General features: G+C 62.8%; 18 protein-coding genes. 9 read left to right on the top strand and 9 right to left on the bottom strand.

Annotated features, from left to right (window positions below; translation table 11 throughout):
• Positions 1-83: 83 nt before the first annotated feature.
• The 4 genes from CCOS864_RS26770 to CCOS864_RS26755 all read right to left on the bottom strand — a co-directional run bounded on the left by CCOS864_RS26770 (position 84) and on the right by CCOS864_RS26755 (position 4,598).
• Positions 84-1,085 (bottom strand): hydrolase, encoded by a 1,002-nt coding sequence (locus tag CCOS864_RS26770; RefSeq protein WP_115089412.1) that lies wholly within the window; start codon positions 1,083-1,085, stop codon positions 84-86.
• Positions 1,086-1,157: 72 nt separating this feature from the next.
• Positions 1,158-1,751 (bottom strand): 16S rRNA (guanine(966)-N(2))-methyltransferase RsmD, encoded by a 594-nt coding sequence (gene rsmD, locus CCOS864_RS26765; RefSeq protein ID WP_115089411.1) that lies wholly within the window; start codon positions 1,749-1,751, stop codon positions 1,158-1,160.
• Positions 1,751-3,250 (bottom strand): M16 family metallopeptidase, encoded by a 1,500-nt coding sequence (locus CCOS864_RS26760; RefSeq protein WP_115089410.1) that lies wholly within the window; start codon positions 3,248-3,250, stop codon positions 1,751-1,753. The genes rsmD and CCOS864_RS26760 overlap by 1 nt, the downstream gene beginning before the upstream one ends.
• On the bottom strand, positions 3,243-4,598 hold the full coding sequence (locus CCOS864_RS26755) for a M16 family metallopeptidase (RefSeq protein WP_115089409.1): 1,356 nt from the start codon (positions 4,596-4,598) through the stop codon (positions 3,243-3,245). Before CCOS864_RS26755 ends, CCOS864_RS26760 begins: the two co-directional genes overlap by 8 nt.
• Positions 4,599-4,828: 230 nt before the next feature.
• Between CCOS864_RS26755 and ftsY the strand changes: the two genes are divergently transcribed.
• From ftsY to CCOS864_RS26730, 5 genes are all read left to right on the top strand, one after another.
• A complete protein-coding gene (gene ftsY, locus CCOS864_RS26750; RefSeq protein WP_115089408.1) occupies positions 4,829-6,319 on the top strand; it encodes a signal recognition particle-docking protein FtsY in 1,491 nt (496 codons plus the stop codon).
• Positions 6,316-6,987: a cell division ATP-binding protein FtsE gene (gene ftsE, locus CCOS864_RS26745; protein WP_115089407.1), complete on the top strand. Its 672-nt coding sequence runs from the start codon at positions 6,316-6,318 to the stop codon at positions 6,985-6,987. The genes ftsY and ftsE overlap by 4 nt, the downstream gene beginning before the upstream one ends.
• Positions 6,984-8,012: a permease-like cell division protein FtsX gene (ftsX, locus tag CCOS864_RS26740; protein WP_115089406.1), complete on the top strand. Its 1,029-nt coding sequence runs from the start codon at positions 6,984-6,986 to the stop codon at positions 8,010-8,012. The genes ftsE and ftsX overlap by 4 nt, the downstream gene beginning before the upstream one ends.
• Positions 8,013-8,124: 112 nt before the next feature.
• Entirely contained in the window at positions 8,125-8,979 is an 855-nt protein-coding gene (gene rpoH / locus CCOS864_RS26735; RefSeq protein WP_115089405.1) for an RNA polymerase sigma factor RpoH, read from the top strand.
• 80 nt (positions 8,980-9,059) lie between these two features.
• Positions 9,060-9,569 (top strand): DUF1993 domain-containing protein, encoded by a 510-nt coding sequence (locus CCOS864_RS26730; RefSeq protein WP_028943901.1) that lies wholly within the window; start codon positions 9,060-9,062, stop codon positions 9,567-9,569.
• Positions 9,570-9,630: 61 nt separating this feature from the next.
• On the opposite strand, the gene mtgA is transcribed toward CCOS864_RS26730, so the two are convergent.
• Complete coding sequence (gene mtgA, locus CCOS864_RS26725; RefSeq protein WP_415842484.1) at positions 9,631-10,389, bottom strand: monofunctional biosynthetic peptidoglycan transglycosylase; 759 nt, start codon at positions 10,387-10,389, stop codon at positions 9,631-9,633.
• Positions 10,390-10,423: 34 nt separating this feature from the next.
• On the opposite strand from mtgA, the gene CCOS864_RS26720 reads away from it, so the two are divergent.
• The 4 genes from CCOS864_RS26720 to trmB all read left to right on the top strand — a co-directional run bounded on the left by CCOS864_RS26720 (position 10,424) and on the right by trmB (position 12,672).
• Positions 10,424-10,795 carry a DUF423 domain-containing protein gene (locus tag CCOS864_RS26720; RefSeq protein WP_010222197.1) on the top strand — a complete coding sequence of 124 codons (372 nt, stop codon included), beginning with the start codon at positions 10,424-10,426 and terminating at the stop codon, positions 10,793-10,795.
• A gap of 101 nt (positions 10,796-10,896) precedes the next feature.
• Positions 10,897-11,097: a sulfur carrier protein ThiS gene (gene thiS, locus CCOS864_RS26715; RefSeq protein ID WP_010222198.1), complete on the top strand. Its 201-nt coding sequence runs from the start codon at positions 10,897-10,899 to the stop codon at positions 11,095-11,097.
• A 48-nt stretch (positions 11,098-11,145) separates the two neighbouring features.
• Positions 11,146-11,940, top strand: coding sequence for a thiazole synthase (locus CCOS864_RS26710; RefSeq protein ID WP_115089404.1), 795 nt, complete (start codon positions 11,146-11,148; stop codon positions 11,938-11,940).
• Between the two features lie 9 nt (positions 11,941-11,949).
• Complete coding sequence (trmB, locus tag CCOS864_RS26705; protein WP_115089403.1) at positions 11,950-12,672, top strand: tRNA (guanosine(46)-N7)-methyltransferase TrmB; 723 nt, start codon at positions 11,950-11,952, stop codon at positions 12,670-12,672.
• Positions 12,673-12,810: 138 nt separating this feature from the next.
• Here trmB and CCOS864_RS26700 read toward each other — a convergent pair whose 3' ends face one another.
• Genes CCOS864_RS26700 through CCOS864_RS26685 form a run of 4 tightly spaced genes read right to left on the bottom strand, consistent with a single transcriptional unit; the run spans position 12,811 to position 15,382 of the window.
• Positions 12,811-13,134, bottom strand: a complete 324-nt coding sequence (locus tag CCOS864_RS26700; RefSeq protein WP_010222202.1) for a DUF3392 domain-containing protein — start codon at positions 13,132-13,134, stop codon at positions 12,811-12,813.
• Between the two features lie 9 nt (positions 13,135-13,143).
• A complete protein-coding gene (gene hemW, locus CCOS864_RS26695) occupies positions 13,144-14,358 on the bottom strand; it encodes a radical SAM family heme chaperone HemW (RefSeq protein ID WP_115089402.1) in 1,215 nt (404 codons plus the stop codon).
• Entirely contained in the window at positions 14,355-14,951 is a 597-nt protein-coding gene (rdgB, locus tag CCOS864_RS26690; RefSeq protein WP_045193965.1) for an RdgB/HAM1 family non-canonical purine NTP pyrophosphatase, read from the bottom strand. The genes hemW and rdgB overlap by 4 nt, the downstream gene beginning before the upstream one ends.
• Positions 14,948-15,382: a DUF4426 domain-containing protein gene (locus CCOS864_RS26685; protein ID WP_115089401.1), complete on the bottom strand. Its 435-nt coding sequence runs from the start codon at positions 15,380-15,382 to the stop codon at positions 14,948-14,950. The genes rdgB and CCOS864_RS26685 overlap by 4 nt, the downstream gene beginning before the upstream one ends.
• Positions 15,383-15,402: the final 20 nt, after the last annotated feature.

The raw sequence follows: 15,402 nt of genomic DNA, 5'->3' as shown, positions 1-15,402 counted from the left end.
AGCCTTTCGCCGGCAAGGCCGGCTCCCACAGAACTGTGCAACACCACAAATCCTGTGGGAGCCGGCTTTGCCGGCGAAGCTTTTCAGTCAGCTCGATTTATCGCCAGCCACTGCGGAATCCGCCGTTCCAGGTAGTACCCCGGGTTGCGCACACTGCCATCGACAAACCCCACATGCCCGCCACGTGTGTGCAGCTCGAAGGTGGTCTGCGCCGCCAGCTCATTGGCCCCTGGCAGGCTGTGGGCAAACACGAACGGGTCATCGCTGGAGTGGATGATCAGCGTTGGCGTACGGTTCTCGCCCAAAAAGTACCGGCTCGATGCGCGCCGGTAATAGTCCTTGGCGTCAGCAAAGCCATTGAGCGGCGCGGTCACCCGACCATCGAAATCCCAGAATGTACGCAGGTTTTCCAGCGATCCCAGGCGCTCCAATACAGCCAGCCCTTCATGGTGCCCGTGATGCTGGAAGTGGCGCTGCTTGTCTTTCACATAAGCGAGCATGGCGCGCATGAAGTGCGCCTGGTACACCCGGGAAAAGCCCAGGCCGATGCGGTCGGCACACTGGTCCAGACGAAATGGCACCGATACCGCTACCGCCGCCTGCAACTGGCTGGTCGAACCGGCTTCACCCAGGTGCTTGAGCAGCACGTTGCCACCCAGCGAGTAGCCCACCGCATACAGCGGAGCTTGAGGCCGTTGCGCACGCAGATGGTTGATAGTTTCAGCCAGGTCTTCGCTGGCGCCGGAATGGTAGCTGCGTGGCAGCAGGTTGGGCTCGCCCGAGCAGCCGCGCCAGTTCAACGCCACGCTGGCCCAGCCACGGTCGGCCAGGGCCTGTTGCATGCCAATCACGTAAGGTGAGCTGGAGGAGCCGGTGAGCCCGTGCAGCACCAGCACCACTGGCGTTGTCGCTTCATGGGGGCCGTGCCAGTCGAGGTCGAGAAAATCGCCATCAGCGAGCCACAAACGTTCGCGCTGGCGGCTCAGGGCCGCTGATTTACGCCACAACGGTCCCCATAGCGTCTGCATATGCGGATTGCCCAGCCCCAGGGCGGGTTTGAAGGGGCTGGACGGGGCAGATGACATCGGAGGTATCTCGGTAGAAAAGCGCAACGGTTGTCTTGAAGTGTAACGCCCGTTGCGCCTTCCTGCTGTGAATCAGCCGCGTTGCCAGAGTGCGTAATACACCTGGCCGGCTTTCTTCTCTCGGTGCAGGCGCCAGTTGCCGGGCAGCTGCAGGGTCGATGGCGGGGTTTCGCTCTCGGTGTAGATCCAGGCGTTCTCGGCCAGCCACTGACGCTCTTCAAGCAGGGCGCAGGTGGTGGGCAGCAAGCCCTGGTTGAACGGCGGATCGAGGAACACCAGGTCGAAGGCCAGCTTCGGCTCGCCCTGCAGGTAGCGCTGGGCGTCGGTCTGGATCACCTGGCCGCGTGGGCAACGCAGGGTTTCCAGGTTCTGCCGCAAGCTGGCGATGGCCGCCGGGTTGCTGTCCAGAGCCACGGACTCGCCCGCGCCACGGGACAGCGCTTCGAGGTACAGCGCGCCGCTACCGGTGTAGGCGTCGAGCACTTTTGCCCCTTCGATGTGCGGGGCGAGCCAGTTGAACAGGGTCTCGCGGACCCGGTCCGGGGTCGGCCGCAGGCCCGGCGCGTCAGGGAAGCCGAGGCGCCGGCTGCGCCATTCGCCGGCAATGATGCGCAGCTGGCCCTGGCCGTGGTGCGGCTTGGCCGATTTTGCGGATGGACTGGCCATTAATGCTCCGGTACGCCAAGCGGTTGCTCGGCGGGTTTGTCAGTGGGCGGCGGCAGTGGTTTTTGCGGCACGCTTGGCCCGGCGGTGACGATGACCATCTTGTCAGCGGCCAGGTGTTTGTTCAGCGCGGTCTTGACCTGTTCGGTGGTCAGCGCCTGGGATTGCTGCATGTAGTCTTCCAGCCAGGTCAGCGGCAGGTGGTAGAAGCCGATGGCGCCCAACTGGCCGACGATACTGGCGTTGCTGGCATTGGACAGCGGGAAGCTGCCGGCCAGTTCGCGCTTGGCATCGTCCAGCTCTTGCTGGGTCGGGCCGCTCTTGAGGTAGTCGGCGAGGATGTCCTGAACCAGCTTGAGGGTGCCCTCGCTGAGCTCGGCACGGGTCTGCAGGTTGATCATGAATGGGCCCCGCACCTGCATCGGGCTGAACACCGAGTACACGCCGTAGGTCAGGCCGCGCTTCTCGCGCACTTCGCTCATCAGGCGGGTGCCAAAGGTGCCGCCGCCGAGGATCTGGTTGCCGAGCGAAAGCGCAGCGTAGTCCGGATCGTTACGGTCGATGCCCAGTTGAGCGAGCATCAGGTGGGTCTGCTTGGACGGGAAATCGAGGTGCGTGGTGCCAGCTTTGGGCTCGCTAGGCTGTTCAACCTTGGCCAGTGCCGGGCCTTTTGGCAGGGCAGAGGAAACTTGCGCGGCAATGGCTTCGGCTTCGCTGCGGCTCAAATCACCGACCAGGGCGATGACTGTGTTGCCGGCGGCATAGGCCTTGGCGTGGAAGGCGCGCAGTTGCTCCAGGGTAATCGGCGGGATGCTCTTGGCTGTGCCGTCACTCGGGTGGGCATAAGGGTGGGTGCCGTACAGGCGCTCGAACAGCTCGATACCGGCCAGTTTGCCAGGGTTCTGCTTCTGGTACTCGAAGCCGGCCTGCATCTGGTTCTTGATGCGTGCCAGGGCGTCCTGCGGGAAGGTTGGTTTGCCGACCACTTCAGCGAACAGCTTCAGCGCCGGCTCGCGCTTGTCGGCGGCGCTCAGGCTGCGCAGCGAAGCCACGGCCATGTCGCGGTAGGCGCCATTGCCAAAGTCGGCGCCCAGGCCTTCGAAGCCTTCGGCGATGGCGGTGACGCTCTTGCCGGCTACGCCTTCGTTAAGCATGGCGTTGGTCAGGGTCGCCAGGCCCGGGGCATCGCCGTCCTGGCTGCTGCCGGCGGCGAAGGTCAGGCGCAGGTCGAACATCGGCAGCTCGCGGGCTTCGACGAACAGCACGCGGGCGCCTTCGGCGGTATTCCAGGTCTGGATGTTCAACTGTCGGCGGCTTGGCGCCTTGCCGTCCAGCTCAGCCAGCGATTGCAAGGTGTTGGCCGCCTTGGCGGCGGTGCTGGTGGCCGGTTGCGCGGCGTTATCCGATTGCGCCGGCTTGGCCAGGAAGAAAGCCAGCAAGCCCAGCAGCAACAGCAGGCCCAGGCCGATCAGGGTGTAGCGGGGTGCGCTGCGTTCACTCATGAGCGTTCTCCTCGGGCAGTACATGGGCAACGCTCAGGCGTTCACGGGTGAAGTAGGTGCGGGCGGCGCTCTGGATGTCTGCCGGGGTCACGCTTTTCAGCTCGTCCAGCTCGCTGTCGATCAGCTTCCACGACAGGCCGACGGTTTCCAACTGGCCAATGGCGGTGGCCTGGCTGCTGATGGAGTCACGGTCGTAGACCAGCCCGGCGATGACCTGGGCACGTACGCGCTCAAGCTCTTCAGCCGAAGGCGGGGTGGTCTTGAGCTCGTCGAGCAGCTTCCAGATACCGGCTTCGACGTCGGCCAGGGTTTTGTGTTTCTGCAGGTTCGGCGTGGCCGAGATCAGGAACAGGCTGTCGCCGCGGGTAAATGCGTTGTAGCTGGAGGAAGCACCGGAGACCAGCTCCTGGCCACGCTCCAGGCGGCTCGGCAGGCGTGCGCTGTAACCGCCGTCGAGCAGTGCCGAGATCAGCCGCAGGGCGTGCACGGTGCGGGGGTCCTTGGCAGTGGCGAGGCCGGGGGCGTTGAAGCCGTAGATCAGGCTCGGCAGCTGGGTTTGTACATGCAGGGTGGTTTCCCGCAGGCCAGGCTCGGCCAGCTCCAGCGGCAGCTTGGCCGGTGGCACCGCGCGTTTCGGGATGGCGCCGAAGAAGCGCTGGGCCAGGCCCTTGACCTCCTCGACAGTGACATCGCCGACCACCACCAGGGTGGCGTTGTTCGGCACGTACCAGGATTCGTACCAGTGACGCAGCTCCTCGACCTTCATACGGTCAAGGTCAGCCATCCAGCCTATGGTCGGGGTGCGGTAGCTGCTGGCTGGGAAGGCCATGGCGCTGAACAGCTCGAAGGCCTTGGCATTGGGCTGGTCGTCGGTGCGCAGGCGGCGTTCTTCCTTGATGACCTCGATTTCGCGGCTGAACTCGTCGGCCGGCAGACGCAGGCTGGCCATGCGGTCGGCTTCGAGCTCAAGCGCTACCGGCAGGCGGTCGCGGGCCAGCACCTGGTAATAGGCGGTGTAATCGTCGCTGGTAAAGGCGTTCTCTTCGGCGCCCAGGTCGCGCAGGATGCGCGAGGCTTCGCCGGGGCCGAGCTTCTCGCTGCCCTTGAACATCATGTGTTCCAGGGCATGGGAAAGGCCGGTCTGGCCGGGGGATTCATAGGTCGATCCGACCTTGTACCAGATTTGCGAGACCACCACCGGCGCCCGGTGGTCCTCGCGCACGACCACTTTCAGGCCGTTGTCGAGAATGAACTCGTGAGTGGGTTGCGTATCGGCGGCGAAGGCCGCGAACGGCAGACAAACTGTGCTGAGCAACAGGCCAGCGGCGCGGCGGGCTAGAGCATTCATACGTTGTTTAACCTGTAGGACTGCCCGCGTGGTCTTAGCGTCAGCGGGCTTGGAGGTGCTAGGATACTGATCCGGTTGCCTGAGGACCATGCCTGTCGTGGATCCAGCCCGTAGGCTTGATGACAAAATGCTGCGCAAGAACGAGCCGGATTAAAAGTAGACTGTTCTGCGTTAAAAGAATTTACGAGGCGCCGCAGTGGCGCATCGCTACCCTGAGATAGCCGTCTTCCATGTTTGGTTCCAACGACGACAAAAAGACGCCGGCCGCGGCTGGTGAAAAGAAAGGCCTGTTCGGCTGGTTGCGCAAAAAGCCCCAGCAACCCGTAGCTGAACAGCCGCAAGCCCCTGCACCGATTGAAGCGGAGCAACCTGCTGCGTTGCCTGCCGAGGTTGCGGCTGCCGTTGCACCGGTCGAGGCTGCACCTGCACCTGCACCTGCACCTGCACCTGTTGCTGTGCCAGAAGCCGTGCATGTCGCTCCAGTTGCCGTGCCGGTCGAAGTTCAGCCCGCGCCTTCCGTCGGCCTTGTCCTGCCTGTGCCTGAAGAGCCGGTAGCCCTGGTTGCCGACCTTGAGTCGCATACCCCGCCGCCGATTCCCGAGCGTGCGCATCCCGCTCCCATGCCGGTCATCGAGCCTGAGCCTGAGCCGGTTGTAGTTGCGCCTGAGCCCGTCGTCGTGCCTGCGCCAGTCGTCGCACCGGAGCCCGAGCCTGTACCCGTGGCCGCTGCCGTGGAAGTGGCTGCCCCGGTTGCCGAACCAGCCGCTCCAGTGCGTAGCGAAGAGAGCAAAAGTGGCTTTTTCTCCCGCCTCAAGCAGGGCCTGTCGAAGACCAGCGCCAGCATCGGCGAGGGCATGGCCAGCCTGTTCCTCGGCAAGAAAGCCATCGATGACGACCTGCTGGATGAAATCGAAACCCGCCTGCTGACCGCCGACGTCGGCGTCGAAGCCACTTCGGTGATCGTCCAGAGCCTGACCCAGAAGGTCGCGCGCAAGCAGCTGGCCGACAGCGATGCGCTGTACAAGTCGCTGCAAGGCGAGCTGGCCGACCTGCTCAAGCCGGTCGAGCAGCCGCTGCGCATTCATAACCAGAGCAAGCCGTTCGTGATCCTTGTGGTCGGCGTCAACGGCGCCGGCAAGACCACCACCATCGGCAAGCTGGCGAAGAAGCTGCAGCTCGAAGGCAAGAAGGTCATGCTCGCCGCCGGTGACACCTTCCGCGCTGCTGCGGTCGAGCAACTGCAGGTCTGGGGCGAGCGCAACCAGATCCCGGTCATCGCCCAGCACACCGGCGCCGATTCGGCTTCGGTGATCTTCGATGCCGTGCAGGCCGCCAAGGCCCGTAATATCGATGTATTGATCGCCGACACCGCCGGTCGCCTGCACACCAAAGACAACCTGATGGAAGAGCTGAAGAAGGTCCGTCGGGTGATCGGCAAACTCGATGCCGACGCACCCCACGAGGTGCTGCTGGTGCTCGACGCCGGTACCGGCCAGAACGCCATCAACCAGGCCAAGCACTTTAACCAGAGCGTCGAACTGACCGGCCTGGCCCTGACCAAGCTCGACGGCACCGCCAAGGGTGGGGTGATCTTTGCCCTGGCCAAGCAGTTCGGCCTGCCGATCCGCTATATTGGCGTGGGCGAAGGGATTGACGATTTGCGCACCTTCGAAGCCGAACCCTTCGTGAAAGCACTGTTTGCCGAGCGGGAGCATCCATGATTCGATTCGAACAGGTCGCCAAGCGCTACCCCAATGGTCACGTTGGCCTGCATGAGTTGAGTTTTCGGGTGCGTCGGGGCGAATTCCTGTTCGTTACCGGCCATTCCGGCGCCGGCAAAAGTACCTTGCTGCGCCTGTTGCTGGCCATGGAACGTCCCACCAGCGGCAAGCTGCTGCTGGCCGGGCAGGACCTGGGGCAGATCAGCAACGCGCAGATCCCGTTCCTGCGCCGGCAGATCGGCGTGGTGTTCCAGAACCACCAGCTGCTGTTCGACCGTACCGTATTCAACAACGTCGCCCTGCCGCTGCAGATCCTCGGCCTGTCCAAGATCGAAGTGGCCAAGCGGGTCGACTCGGCGCTGGAACGCGTGGCCCTGTCAGACAAAGCCGAGCTGTACCCCGGCGACCTGTCCACCGGCCAGCAACAGCGCGTCGGCATTGCCCGCGCTATTGTCCACCGCCCGGCCTTGCTGCTGGCGGACGAACCTACCGGTAACCTCGACCCGCGCCTGGCTGCGGAGATCATGGGTGTATTCGAAGATATCAACCGCCTGGGTACCAGCGTGCTGATCGCCAGTCACGACCTGGCGCTGATCGCGCGCATGCGCCATCGCATGCTGACCCTGCAGCGCGGCCGCTTGATCGGCGACGGGGAGGCCGGGCAATGAGTGCGACACGTAGTCCCAAGGTTTCCGAGCGGGTAGCACCCAAGGCGGCGGACGCTGCACCGGAAAAAAACAAACGTGGCGGTCACGATGATGACGGCCCGGATTTTCGTACCCTGCTGCATGCCTGGCTGGAAAGCCACCGTTCGAGCCTGCTCGACAGCCTGCGGCGCCTGGGCAAGCAGCCGATCGGCAGCTTCTTTACCTGCCTGGTGATGGCGGTGGCCCTGAGCCTGCCCATGGGCCTGTCGTTGCTCCTGAGCAACGTCGAACGCCTGGGTGGCTCCTGGCAGCGCGCGGCACAGATTTCCCTGTACCTGAAGCTCGATGCCAGCAGCCACGAAGGCGAAGCCCTGCGTGAGCAGATCAAGGGTTTGCCCGGGGTTGCCGAGGCTGAGTATGTCAGCCGCGAGCAGGCCCTCAATGAGTTCCAGCAGCAGTCCGGCCTGGGCGAAGCCCTGCGTGAATTGCCGGAGAACCCGCTGCCTGGCGTGGTGGTGGTAACCCCGGCGGAAGTCGACAAGCCGGCGCTGGAAGCCCTGCGTCAGCGCCTGGCGGAGCTGCCCAAGGTCGAAGCGGCGCAGCTCGACCTGGTTTGGGTCGAGCGGCTGGCGGCGATTCTCAAGCTGGGTGACCGCTTTGTCTTCGGCCTGACGGTTTTGCTGGTATCGGCACTGCTTTTGGTAATTGGTAACACAATTCGCCTGCACATCGAGAACCGCCGTACCGAGATCGAGGTAATCAAGCTGGTCGGTGGTACCGACAGCTATGTGCGCCGGCCTTTCCTGTACATGGGCGCCTTGTATGGCCTGGGTGCCGGGGTGTTGGCCTGGGGCGTGCTGGCGTTTGGCCTGAACTGGCTGAACGACGCGGTAATCGGGCTCTCCGGACTGTACGGCAGTGATTTTGCCCTGGCCGGGGTTCCGTCAGCCGATGGTCTATCCCTCTTGCTTGGAGCGGTATTGTTAGGGTATATCGGTGCTTGGATTGCGGTCGCCCGCCACTTGAGCGAGCTTGCACCGCGATAGTGTCTTTTTGCTGGTATTGACTCTTTTCATTTTTAGGGAACTTGTTTCGCGGTTTCCGGTCAATGTTGGCAGTGCCTATGGCACGAGTTTAGTGAGTCGGAGGTTTTTTCGTATGACCACTTCGTTGCAACCTGCCTATGCCCTGGTTCCCGGCGCAAACCTGGAAGCCTATGTGCACACGGTCAACAGCATTCCATTGCTGACGCCCGAGCGGGAGCGTGAACTGGCCGAGAGTCTCTACTATGAGCAGGATCTTGGGGCGGCTCGGCAGATGGTGCTCGCCCACCTGCGTTTTGTTGTACACATTGCTCGCAGCTATTCCGGCTACGGGCTGGCCCAGGCCGACCTGATCCAGGAAGGCAACGTTGGCCTGATGAAAGCGGTCAAGCGTTTCAACCCGGAAATGGGTGTGCGTCTGGTGTCCTTTGCGGTGCACTGGATCAAGGCCGAGATTCACGAGTTCATCCTGCGTAACTGGCGCATCGTCAAGGTCGCTACCACCAAGGCTCAGCGCAAGCTGTTCTTCAACCTGCGCAGCCAGAAAAAACGCCTGGCCTGGCTGAACAACGATGAAGTCCATCGTGTCGCCGAAAGCCTGGGTGTCGAGCCGCGTGAAGTGCGTGAGATGGAGAGCCGCCTGACCGGTCAGGACATGGCCTTCGACCCGGCCAGTGAAGCCGACGACGACAGTGCATTCCAGTCGCCGGCCAACTACCTGGAAGACCACCGTTACGACCCGGCGCGTCAACTGGAGGATGCCGACTGGAGTGACAACTCCACCAGCAACCTGCACGAAGCCCTGCAGGGCCTGGATGATCGCAGCCGTGACATCCTCTACCAGCGCTGGCTGGCCGAGGAAAAGGCCACCTTGCATGACCTGGCCGAGAAATACAGCGTGTCTGCCGAGCGGATTCGCCAGCTGGAAAAGAATGCGATGAACAAGGTCAAAGCCTTGATCGCAGTCTGATTCGCGATACGGCAATAACCAAAAAGCCCCGACGTGTCGGGGCTTTTTCATGATTCTCCGCCACCCCTGTCGAGACTGTTATGACCATTTCCTTGTACGCCGCTTCTGTTCCTGTTTTCAAGCAAATGCTCAACGCCTTGAGTGATGTTCTGAACAAGGCCGAAGCTCACGCCACGGCGAAAAACATTGATCCGAGCGTCTTCCTCCAGGCTCGCCTGTATCCGGATATGTTTCCACTGGTTCGCCAGGTGCAGATCGCTGTTGATTTCGCCAAGGGTGTATCGGCGCGCCTGGCTGAGGTCGAGTTGCCGAAATACGATGACAGCGAAACCACCTTTGCTGAACTGCAAGCGCTGATCAGTAAGGTTCTGGCTTTCCTGGACGGCGTTGCGCCAGCGCAGATCGACGGCAAGGAAGGCATCGAAATCGTGACCCGTCCGGGCACGCCGAAAGAGAAGCGCTTCAGTGGCCAGGCTTATTTGCTGACCTACGGCCTGCCACAGTTCTTCTTCCACGTCACCACCACTTACGCAATCCTGCGTCACAACGGTGTCGAAGTGGGCAAACGTGACTATATGGGCGCGTTCTAAGGCGGTTACCCAGTAATCAGCCAATAAAAAACCCGGCAAAGTGTGCGCTTTGCCGGGTTTTTTATTGGCTCCAGGGCGCCCGGCGCGGGCTGTCCAGCTGCGCCAGATAACCACTACCGCCCAGCTGGCGCATCTGCTGGCGAATCCAGCCGGCACGTCGCGCCACATAAGTGCTTGGCCGGCTGGCACTCCAGTTCAACGGGCTGGGCAGCACTGCGGCCAGCAGGCTGGCCTGTTGGCGCGATAGTTGACGGGCATCGACGCCAAAGTGGTGCCGCGCTGCGGCCTGCGCGCCAAACACGCCTTCACCCCATTCAGCGCTGTTGAGATAGACCTCAAGAATCCGCTCTTTCGACCACAGCAGCTCGATCAACGCGGTGAACCAGGCTTCCAGGCCCTTGCGCAGCCAGCTACGGCCAGCCCAGAGGAACTGGTTCTTGGCCACTTGCTGGCTCAGGGTGCTGGCGCCGCGGATACTGCCACCGCGTTCGTTATGGGCCAGCGCCGCCTGGATGGCATTGAAGTCAAAGCCCCAGTGGTAGGCGAACTTCTGGTCTTCGCCGGCGATCACCGCCAGCTTGAGTTCATCGGAGATCTGCTCCCACGGCTCCCAGTCCCGTTGCAGGTCGATCGGCTGGCCGTTGAACCAGGACTCGACCTTGCGCTCGACCATCAGCGCGGTACCTGGCGGCGGTACCCAGCGAAACACCAGCACCAGCAGGGCGCTGCCAGCGGCGAACCACAACAGGGCACGGGTGAGACGGCGGAAAATGGAAGACAGCATAGGTGATGGCTTGGCCGAACCGATGGAGCGGGCCATTATACAGACCCTGTGATGACTAGGAGTCTTCCCAATGCTTCGTAGCTTTCTGCTGCTCTCGGCATTTTTCGGATTCACCGGCGTGGCCCTGGGGGCCTTTGCCGCCCATGGCCTCAAGGGCCGGTTGAGCAGCGAATACCTGGCGATCTTCCATACCGGCGTGACCTACCAGCTGGTGCATGCCCTGGCCCTGCTCGCGGTAGCCGTGCTCTCGGTGCACCTGCCCGGGCGCCTGGTCGGTTGGGCCGGTGGTCTGTTCGCCCTGGGGATCCTGCTGTTTTCCGGTAGCCTGTATGTGCTGACGCTGAGCGGCATCGGCAAGCTTGGCATCATCACCCCCTTTGGCGGTCTGGCGTTTCTCGGCGGATGGCTGTGCCTGGGCCTTGCAGCCTGGCGCCTGAGCTGACCCGCGAGTCCGGATCGAGACGAATGGCGCGGCCCGGCCTTGGGTTTGCGCCCTGATCAGGGCTAGAATGCGGGCCCCTAAAAATAATGGCGGCCGTGCGCATGCGCATTCAACTGAACGGTGAACCTTTCGAATTGCCCGATGGCGAAAGCGTCGCGGCCCTGCTCAACCGGCTTGACCTGGCGGGTCGCCGGGTGGCGGTCGAACTCAACCTGGACATCGTGCCGCGCAGCCAGCACGACAGCACCGCGCTGAACGAAGGCGACCAGGTTGAAGTGGTACACGCTATTGGCGGTGGCTAGGCCTTCGCGATTTACCTGCAAGTCCCTCAACCTTCAAGAGGATTACCGATGAGCAACGTTCGTAGCGACAAGCCCTTCACCCTGGCCGGTCGTACCTTCCAGTCGCGCCTGCTGGTCGGCACCGGCAAGTACCGTGACCTGGAAGAAACCCGCCTGGCCATCGAGGCCTCCGGTGCCGAGATCGTCACCGTGGCCGTGCGCCGGACCAACATCGGTCAGAACCCGGGCGAACCGAACCTGCTCGACGTGCTGCCACCCGATCGCTACACCATCCTGCCGAACACTGCGGGTTGCTATGACGCGGTCGAAGCCGTGCGCACCTGCCGCCTGGCCCGTGAACTGCTCGATGGCCACAACCTGGTCAAGCTCGAAGTGCTGGCCGACCAGAAGACCCTGTTCCCTAATGTGATCGAGACCCTCAAGGCCGCCGAAGTGCTGGTCAAGGACGGTTTCGATGTGATGGTCTACACCAGTGACGATCCGATCATTGCCCGTCAGCTGGGCGAAATCGGCTGTATCGCAGTGATGCCGCTGGCCGGTCTGATCGGTACGGGCCTGGGGATCTGCAACCCGTACAACCTGCAGATCATCCTCGAAGAATCGAAAGTACCTGTGTTGGTCGACGCTGGAGTCGGTACCGCATCGGACGCCACCATCGCCATGGAAATGGGTTGTGAGGCGGTGCTGATGAACTCGGCGATTGCTCACGCACAACAGCCGGTCATGATGGCCGAAGCCATGAAACACGCCATTGTCGCTGGCCGTCTGGCCTACCTGGCCGGGCGTATGCCGAAAAAACTCTATGCCAGCGCCTCGTCGCCGCTGGATGGTCTGATCAAGTAAGAGCCCCTGATGACTGAATCGCAAGAAACGCCGATCACCACCGAAGGCGAAGAGCGCCAACACCGCCGCATCAAGAGTTTCGTGATGCGTGCCGGGCGCATGACCGAAGGCCAGCAGCGTGGCCTGGACCAGGGTGGGCCGTTGTTCATCCTGCCCCTGGCCGAGAGCCCGGTGGACTACGACCAGGTCTTTGGCCGCTCGGCGCCGCGGACCCTGGAGATCGGTTTCGGCATGGGCCATTCCCTGCTGGAAATGGCTGCTGCCGCACCGGAGCAGGACTTCATCGGTGTCGAAGTGCACCGTCCGGGTGTCGGCGCGCTGCTCAACGGCGTGCTGACCCAGGGCCTGAAGAACCTGCGGGTGTATGACTGCGATGCCATCGAAGTGCTGAACAAGTGCGTGGCTGACAACAGCCTCGACCGGCTGATGCTGTTCTTCCCCGACCCATGGCACAAGAGCCGTCACCACAAGCGCCGCATCGTCCAGCCGGAATTCGCCGCGCTGGTGCGCAGCAAGCTCAAGGTGGGCGGCGTGTTCCATATGGCGACCGACTGGGAGCCCTATGCCGAATACATGCTGGAAGTGATGAACGTGGCCCCGGGTTATCGCAACCTGGCCGAAGACGGCAAGTGCGTGCCGCGCCCGGCCGAACGCCCGATCACCAAGTTCGAACGCCGCGGCGAGCGGCTTGGGCATGGGGTGTGGGATCTGAAGTTCGAGAAGCTGGCGTAAACCTTGCGGTCGATCGCCGGCAAGGCCGGCTCCCACAGGTGCTGTGATTGCCTGCAGTGTTAAATTGTCAGGAGATCTGTGTGGGAGCCGGCCTTGCCGGCGATGGGCTGCGAAGCAGCCCTGAAAGCGCCCTGATCTTCAGCGTCGATCAGCAACCACGCCAATCAACACCAGCACAATCAGCAACACCGGCGCCAACGCATAGTTGTTGAACTGCGCCAGCCCCTTCACTACCCACGGCGTGGCATAGATCAGCGCCGCACCGCTGCCGATCATCACCAACAGCGCCATGAATGGCACGCGCAAGGCGCCTGCAAGGCCGCCCAGGCGTTGTTCGACCCAGCCTTTGATGTCGGTGCCGAACAGCACCAGCAAACAGCCCACCAAGGCCAGGGAAATCTCCGACAGGTTGCTGCGACTCCAGCGGGAAACGGTCGAGAGCAGGTCGAGTACCAGGTCCATTCGCAATCCTTAGGTCAAGAAATACTGCAGCAGGTCGTTGAGGAACAACTGGCCGCGCGCGGTAGCGACCAGTCGCGTCGGTTCGACCTGCAAAAGCCCTTTTTGTTCGGCTTCATGCCGCGCTGCGGTGAGCTTCTCCAGTGGCAAGCCGGTGCGCTGGCTGAACAGCTCGATGTCCACGCCCTGGGTCAGGCGCAGGGCGTTCATCAGGAACTCGAAGGGCAGCTCATCCACCGGCAGCAGCTTCTCGCCGGCCTTGAAGGCCTTGGCCGGGTTCAGGTAGTCCTTGGGCAGGCGGGTCTTCCAGGTGCGCAGGATGCGCCCGTCGGGGTGGCTGAGCTTGCCGTGGGCGCCAGCGCCAATGCCGATGAAATCGCCAAAGCTCCAGTAGTTGAGGTTGTGGCGGGCGGCGCGGCCGGGCTGGGCGTAGGCCGAGACTTCGTACTGGGCGTAGCCGTGGCTGGCCAGTAGCGCCTGGCCGGCTTCCTGGATGTCCCAGAGGATGTCGTCTTCGGGCAGCAGCGGCGGCTGGTTCCAGAACACCGTGTTCGGCTCCAGGGTCAACTGGTACCAGGACAGGTGCGTGGGGTTCAGCGCGATGGCCTGGCGCAGGTCGCCCAGGGCGTCGTCCAGCGACTGGTCGGGCAGGCCGTGCATCAGGTCGAGGTTGAAGTTGTCGAACCCGGCATTGCGCGCCATGTCGGCGGCGCGAATGGCCTCGTCACCGTTGTGGATGCGGCCCAGGGCTTCGAGCTTGGCCTGCTGGAAGCTCTGGATGCCGATCGACAGGCGATTGATGCCCAGCTGCCGGTAGGCTTTGAACTTCTCCTGCTCGAACGTTCCGGGGTTGGCTTCCAGGGTGATCTCGATGTCCCTGGCAAACGGGATGCGTTGCTCCACACCCACCAGCAAGCGGCCAAGGGCGCGGGCGCTGAACAGGCTCGGGGTGCCGCCGCCGAAGAAGATCGAGCTGATCGGGCGGCCATAAACGGCGCCCAGTTCCTGGTCCAGGTCGGCCAGCAAGGCATCGACGTAGGCTTCTTCAGGCAGCTCGGGGGTGGCGGCGTGGGAGTTGAAGTCGCAGTACGGGCATTTGCGCACGCACCAGGGGATATGGATGTACAGCGCCAGGGGCGGCAACTGCGTCAATGCCGCCCGCGGTGCTTGGGAAGAAAAGCCAGCCTCGCCCAAGTGCAGTGGCTGTGCCGGCGAACGCTTGGTCATGCCAGGCCCAGACGTTGACGCAACAGGCTCATGGCACGGGCACGGTGGCTGATCTGGTTCTTGTCGGCAGGGCTCAGCTCGGCACTGGAGCAATCGCGCTCCGGTACCCAGAACAGCGGGTCGTAGCCAAAGCCGTGTTCACCGCTGGCCTGGGTCAGGATGCGGCCGTGCCACAGCCCTTCGCAGAGAATCGGCAGTGGGTCGTCGGCATGGCGGACCAGGGCCAGGACGCAGACGAACTGGGCGCCGCGCTGCTCTTGCGGAACGTCCTTGAGCACATCGAGCAATTTGGCGTTGTTCGCTGCATCGCCTTTACCGTCGGCGTAACGTGCCGAATAGATGCCGGGCGCGCCGCCCAGGAAGTCCACGGCCAGGCCCGAGTCGTCGGCCAGCGCCGGCATGCCGGAAATGCGCGCGGCATTGCGCGCCTTGAGAATGGCGTTCTCGACGAACGACAGGCCGGTTTCTTCCGGCTCGACGCTGCTGAATTCGCCAATGGAACGCAGTTGCACGGTGTCACCGAGCATGGCCTGCAGTTCCTTGAGTTTGCCGGCGTTGTGGCTGGCCAATACGATTTGCTGAAAAGTCATCATTCGCCTGGGAAAAGCTCTTGGTTGAAGCTGATGGTTTCGGTCTTGCCGTTAACCCCAACGTTGATGGTGAAGGTACGGGTTTCCTGTTGCTCAACAGGGAACTGGGCGATGTAATAGATCGCGCCTTGTTCGGTGATCTGCTTGAACTTCAGCGGTACCGAGTTGCTGGTCAGGTCCTTGACGGTACCGTTGACCTGGGTGACCACCGGCTTGCCGGCCTTGATCACCGAGACGTTGATCACGCCCTGGTTCTTGCTGCGCACCAGTTCAGTCGCCTTGGCGGTCTCGGGCGTCAGAAAGGTGGAAATAAAGGTGCTGTAGTGCACGGTGGTATCGCCGAACACTTCTTTGCGCTCGCCCTTGATGGCATCGGCGGCAACCGCCGACAGGCTCAGGCAGGCAACCAGTAAACAGCTCAACAAGCGACCCATGATCGTTCTCCTCCGGTGTG

The organism is Pseudomonas wadenswilerensis (assembly GCF_900497695.1).
Classification (GTDB): domain Bacteria; phylum Pseudomonadota; class Gammaproteobacteria; order Pseudomonadales; family Pseudomonadaceae; genus Aquipseudomonas; species Aquipseudomonas wadenswilerensis.
The sequence above is the reverse complement of the archived record's forward strand: the minus strand, read 5'-3'. Positions and strand labels throughout refer to the sequence as shown.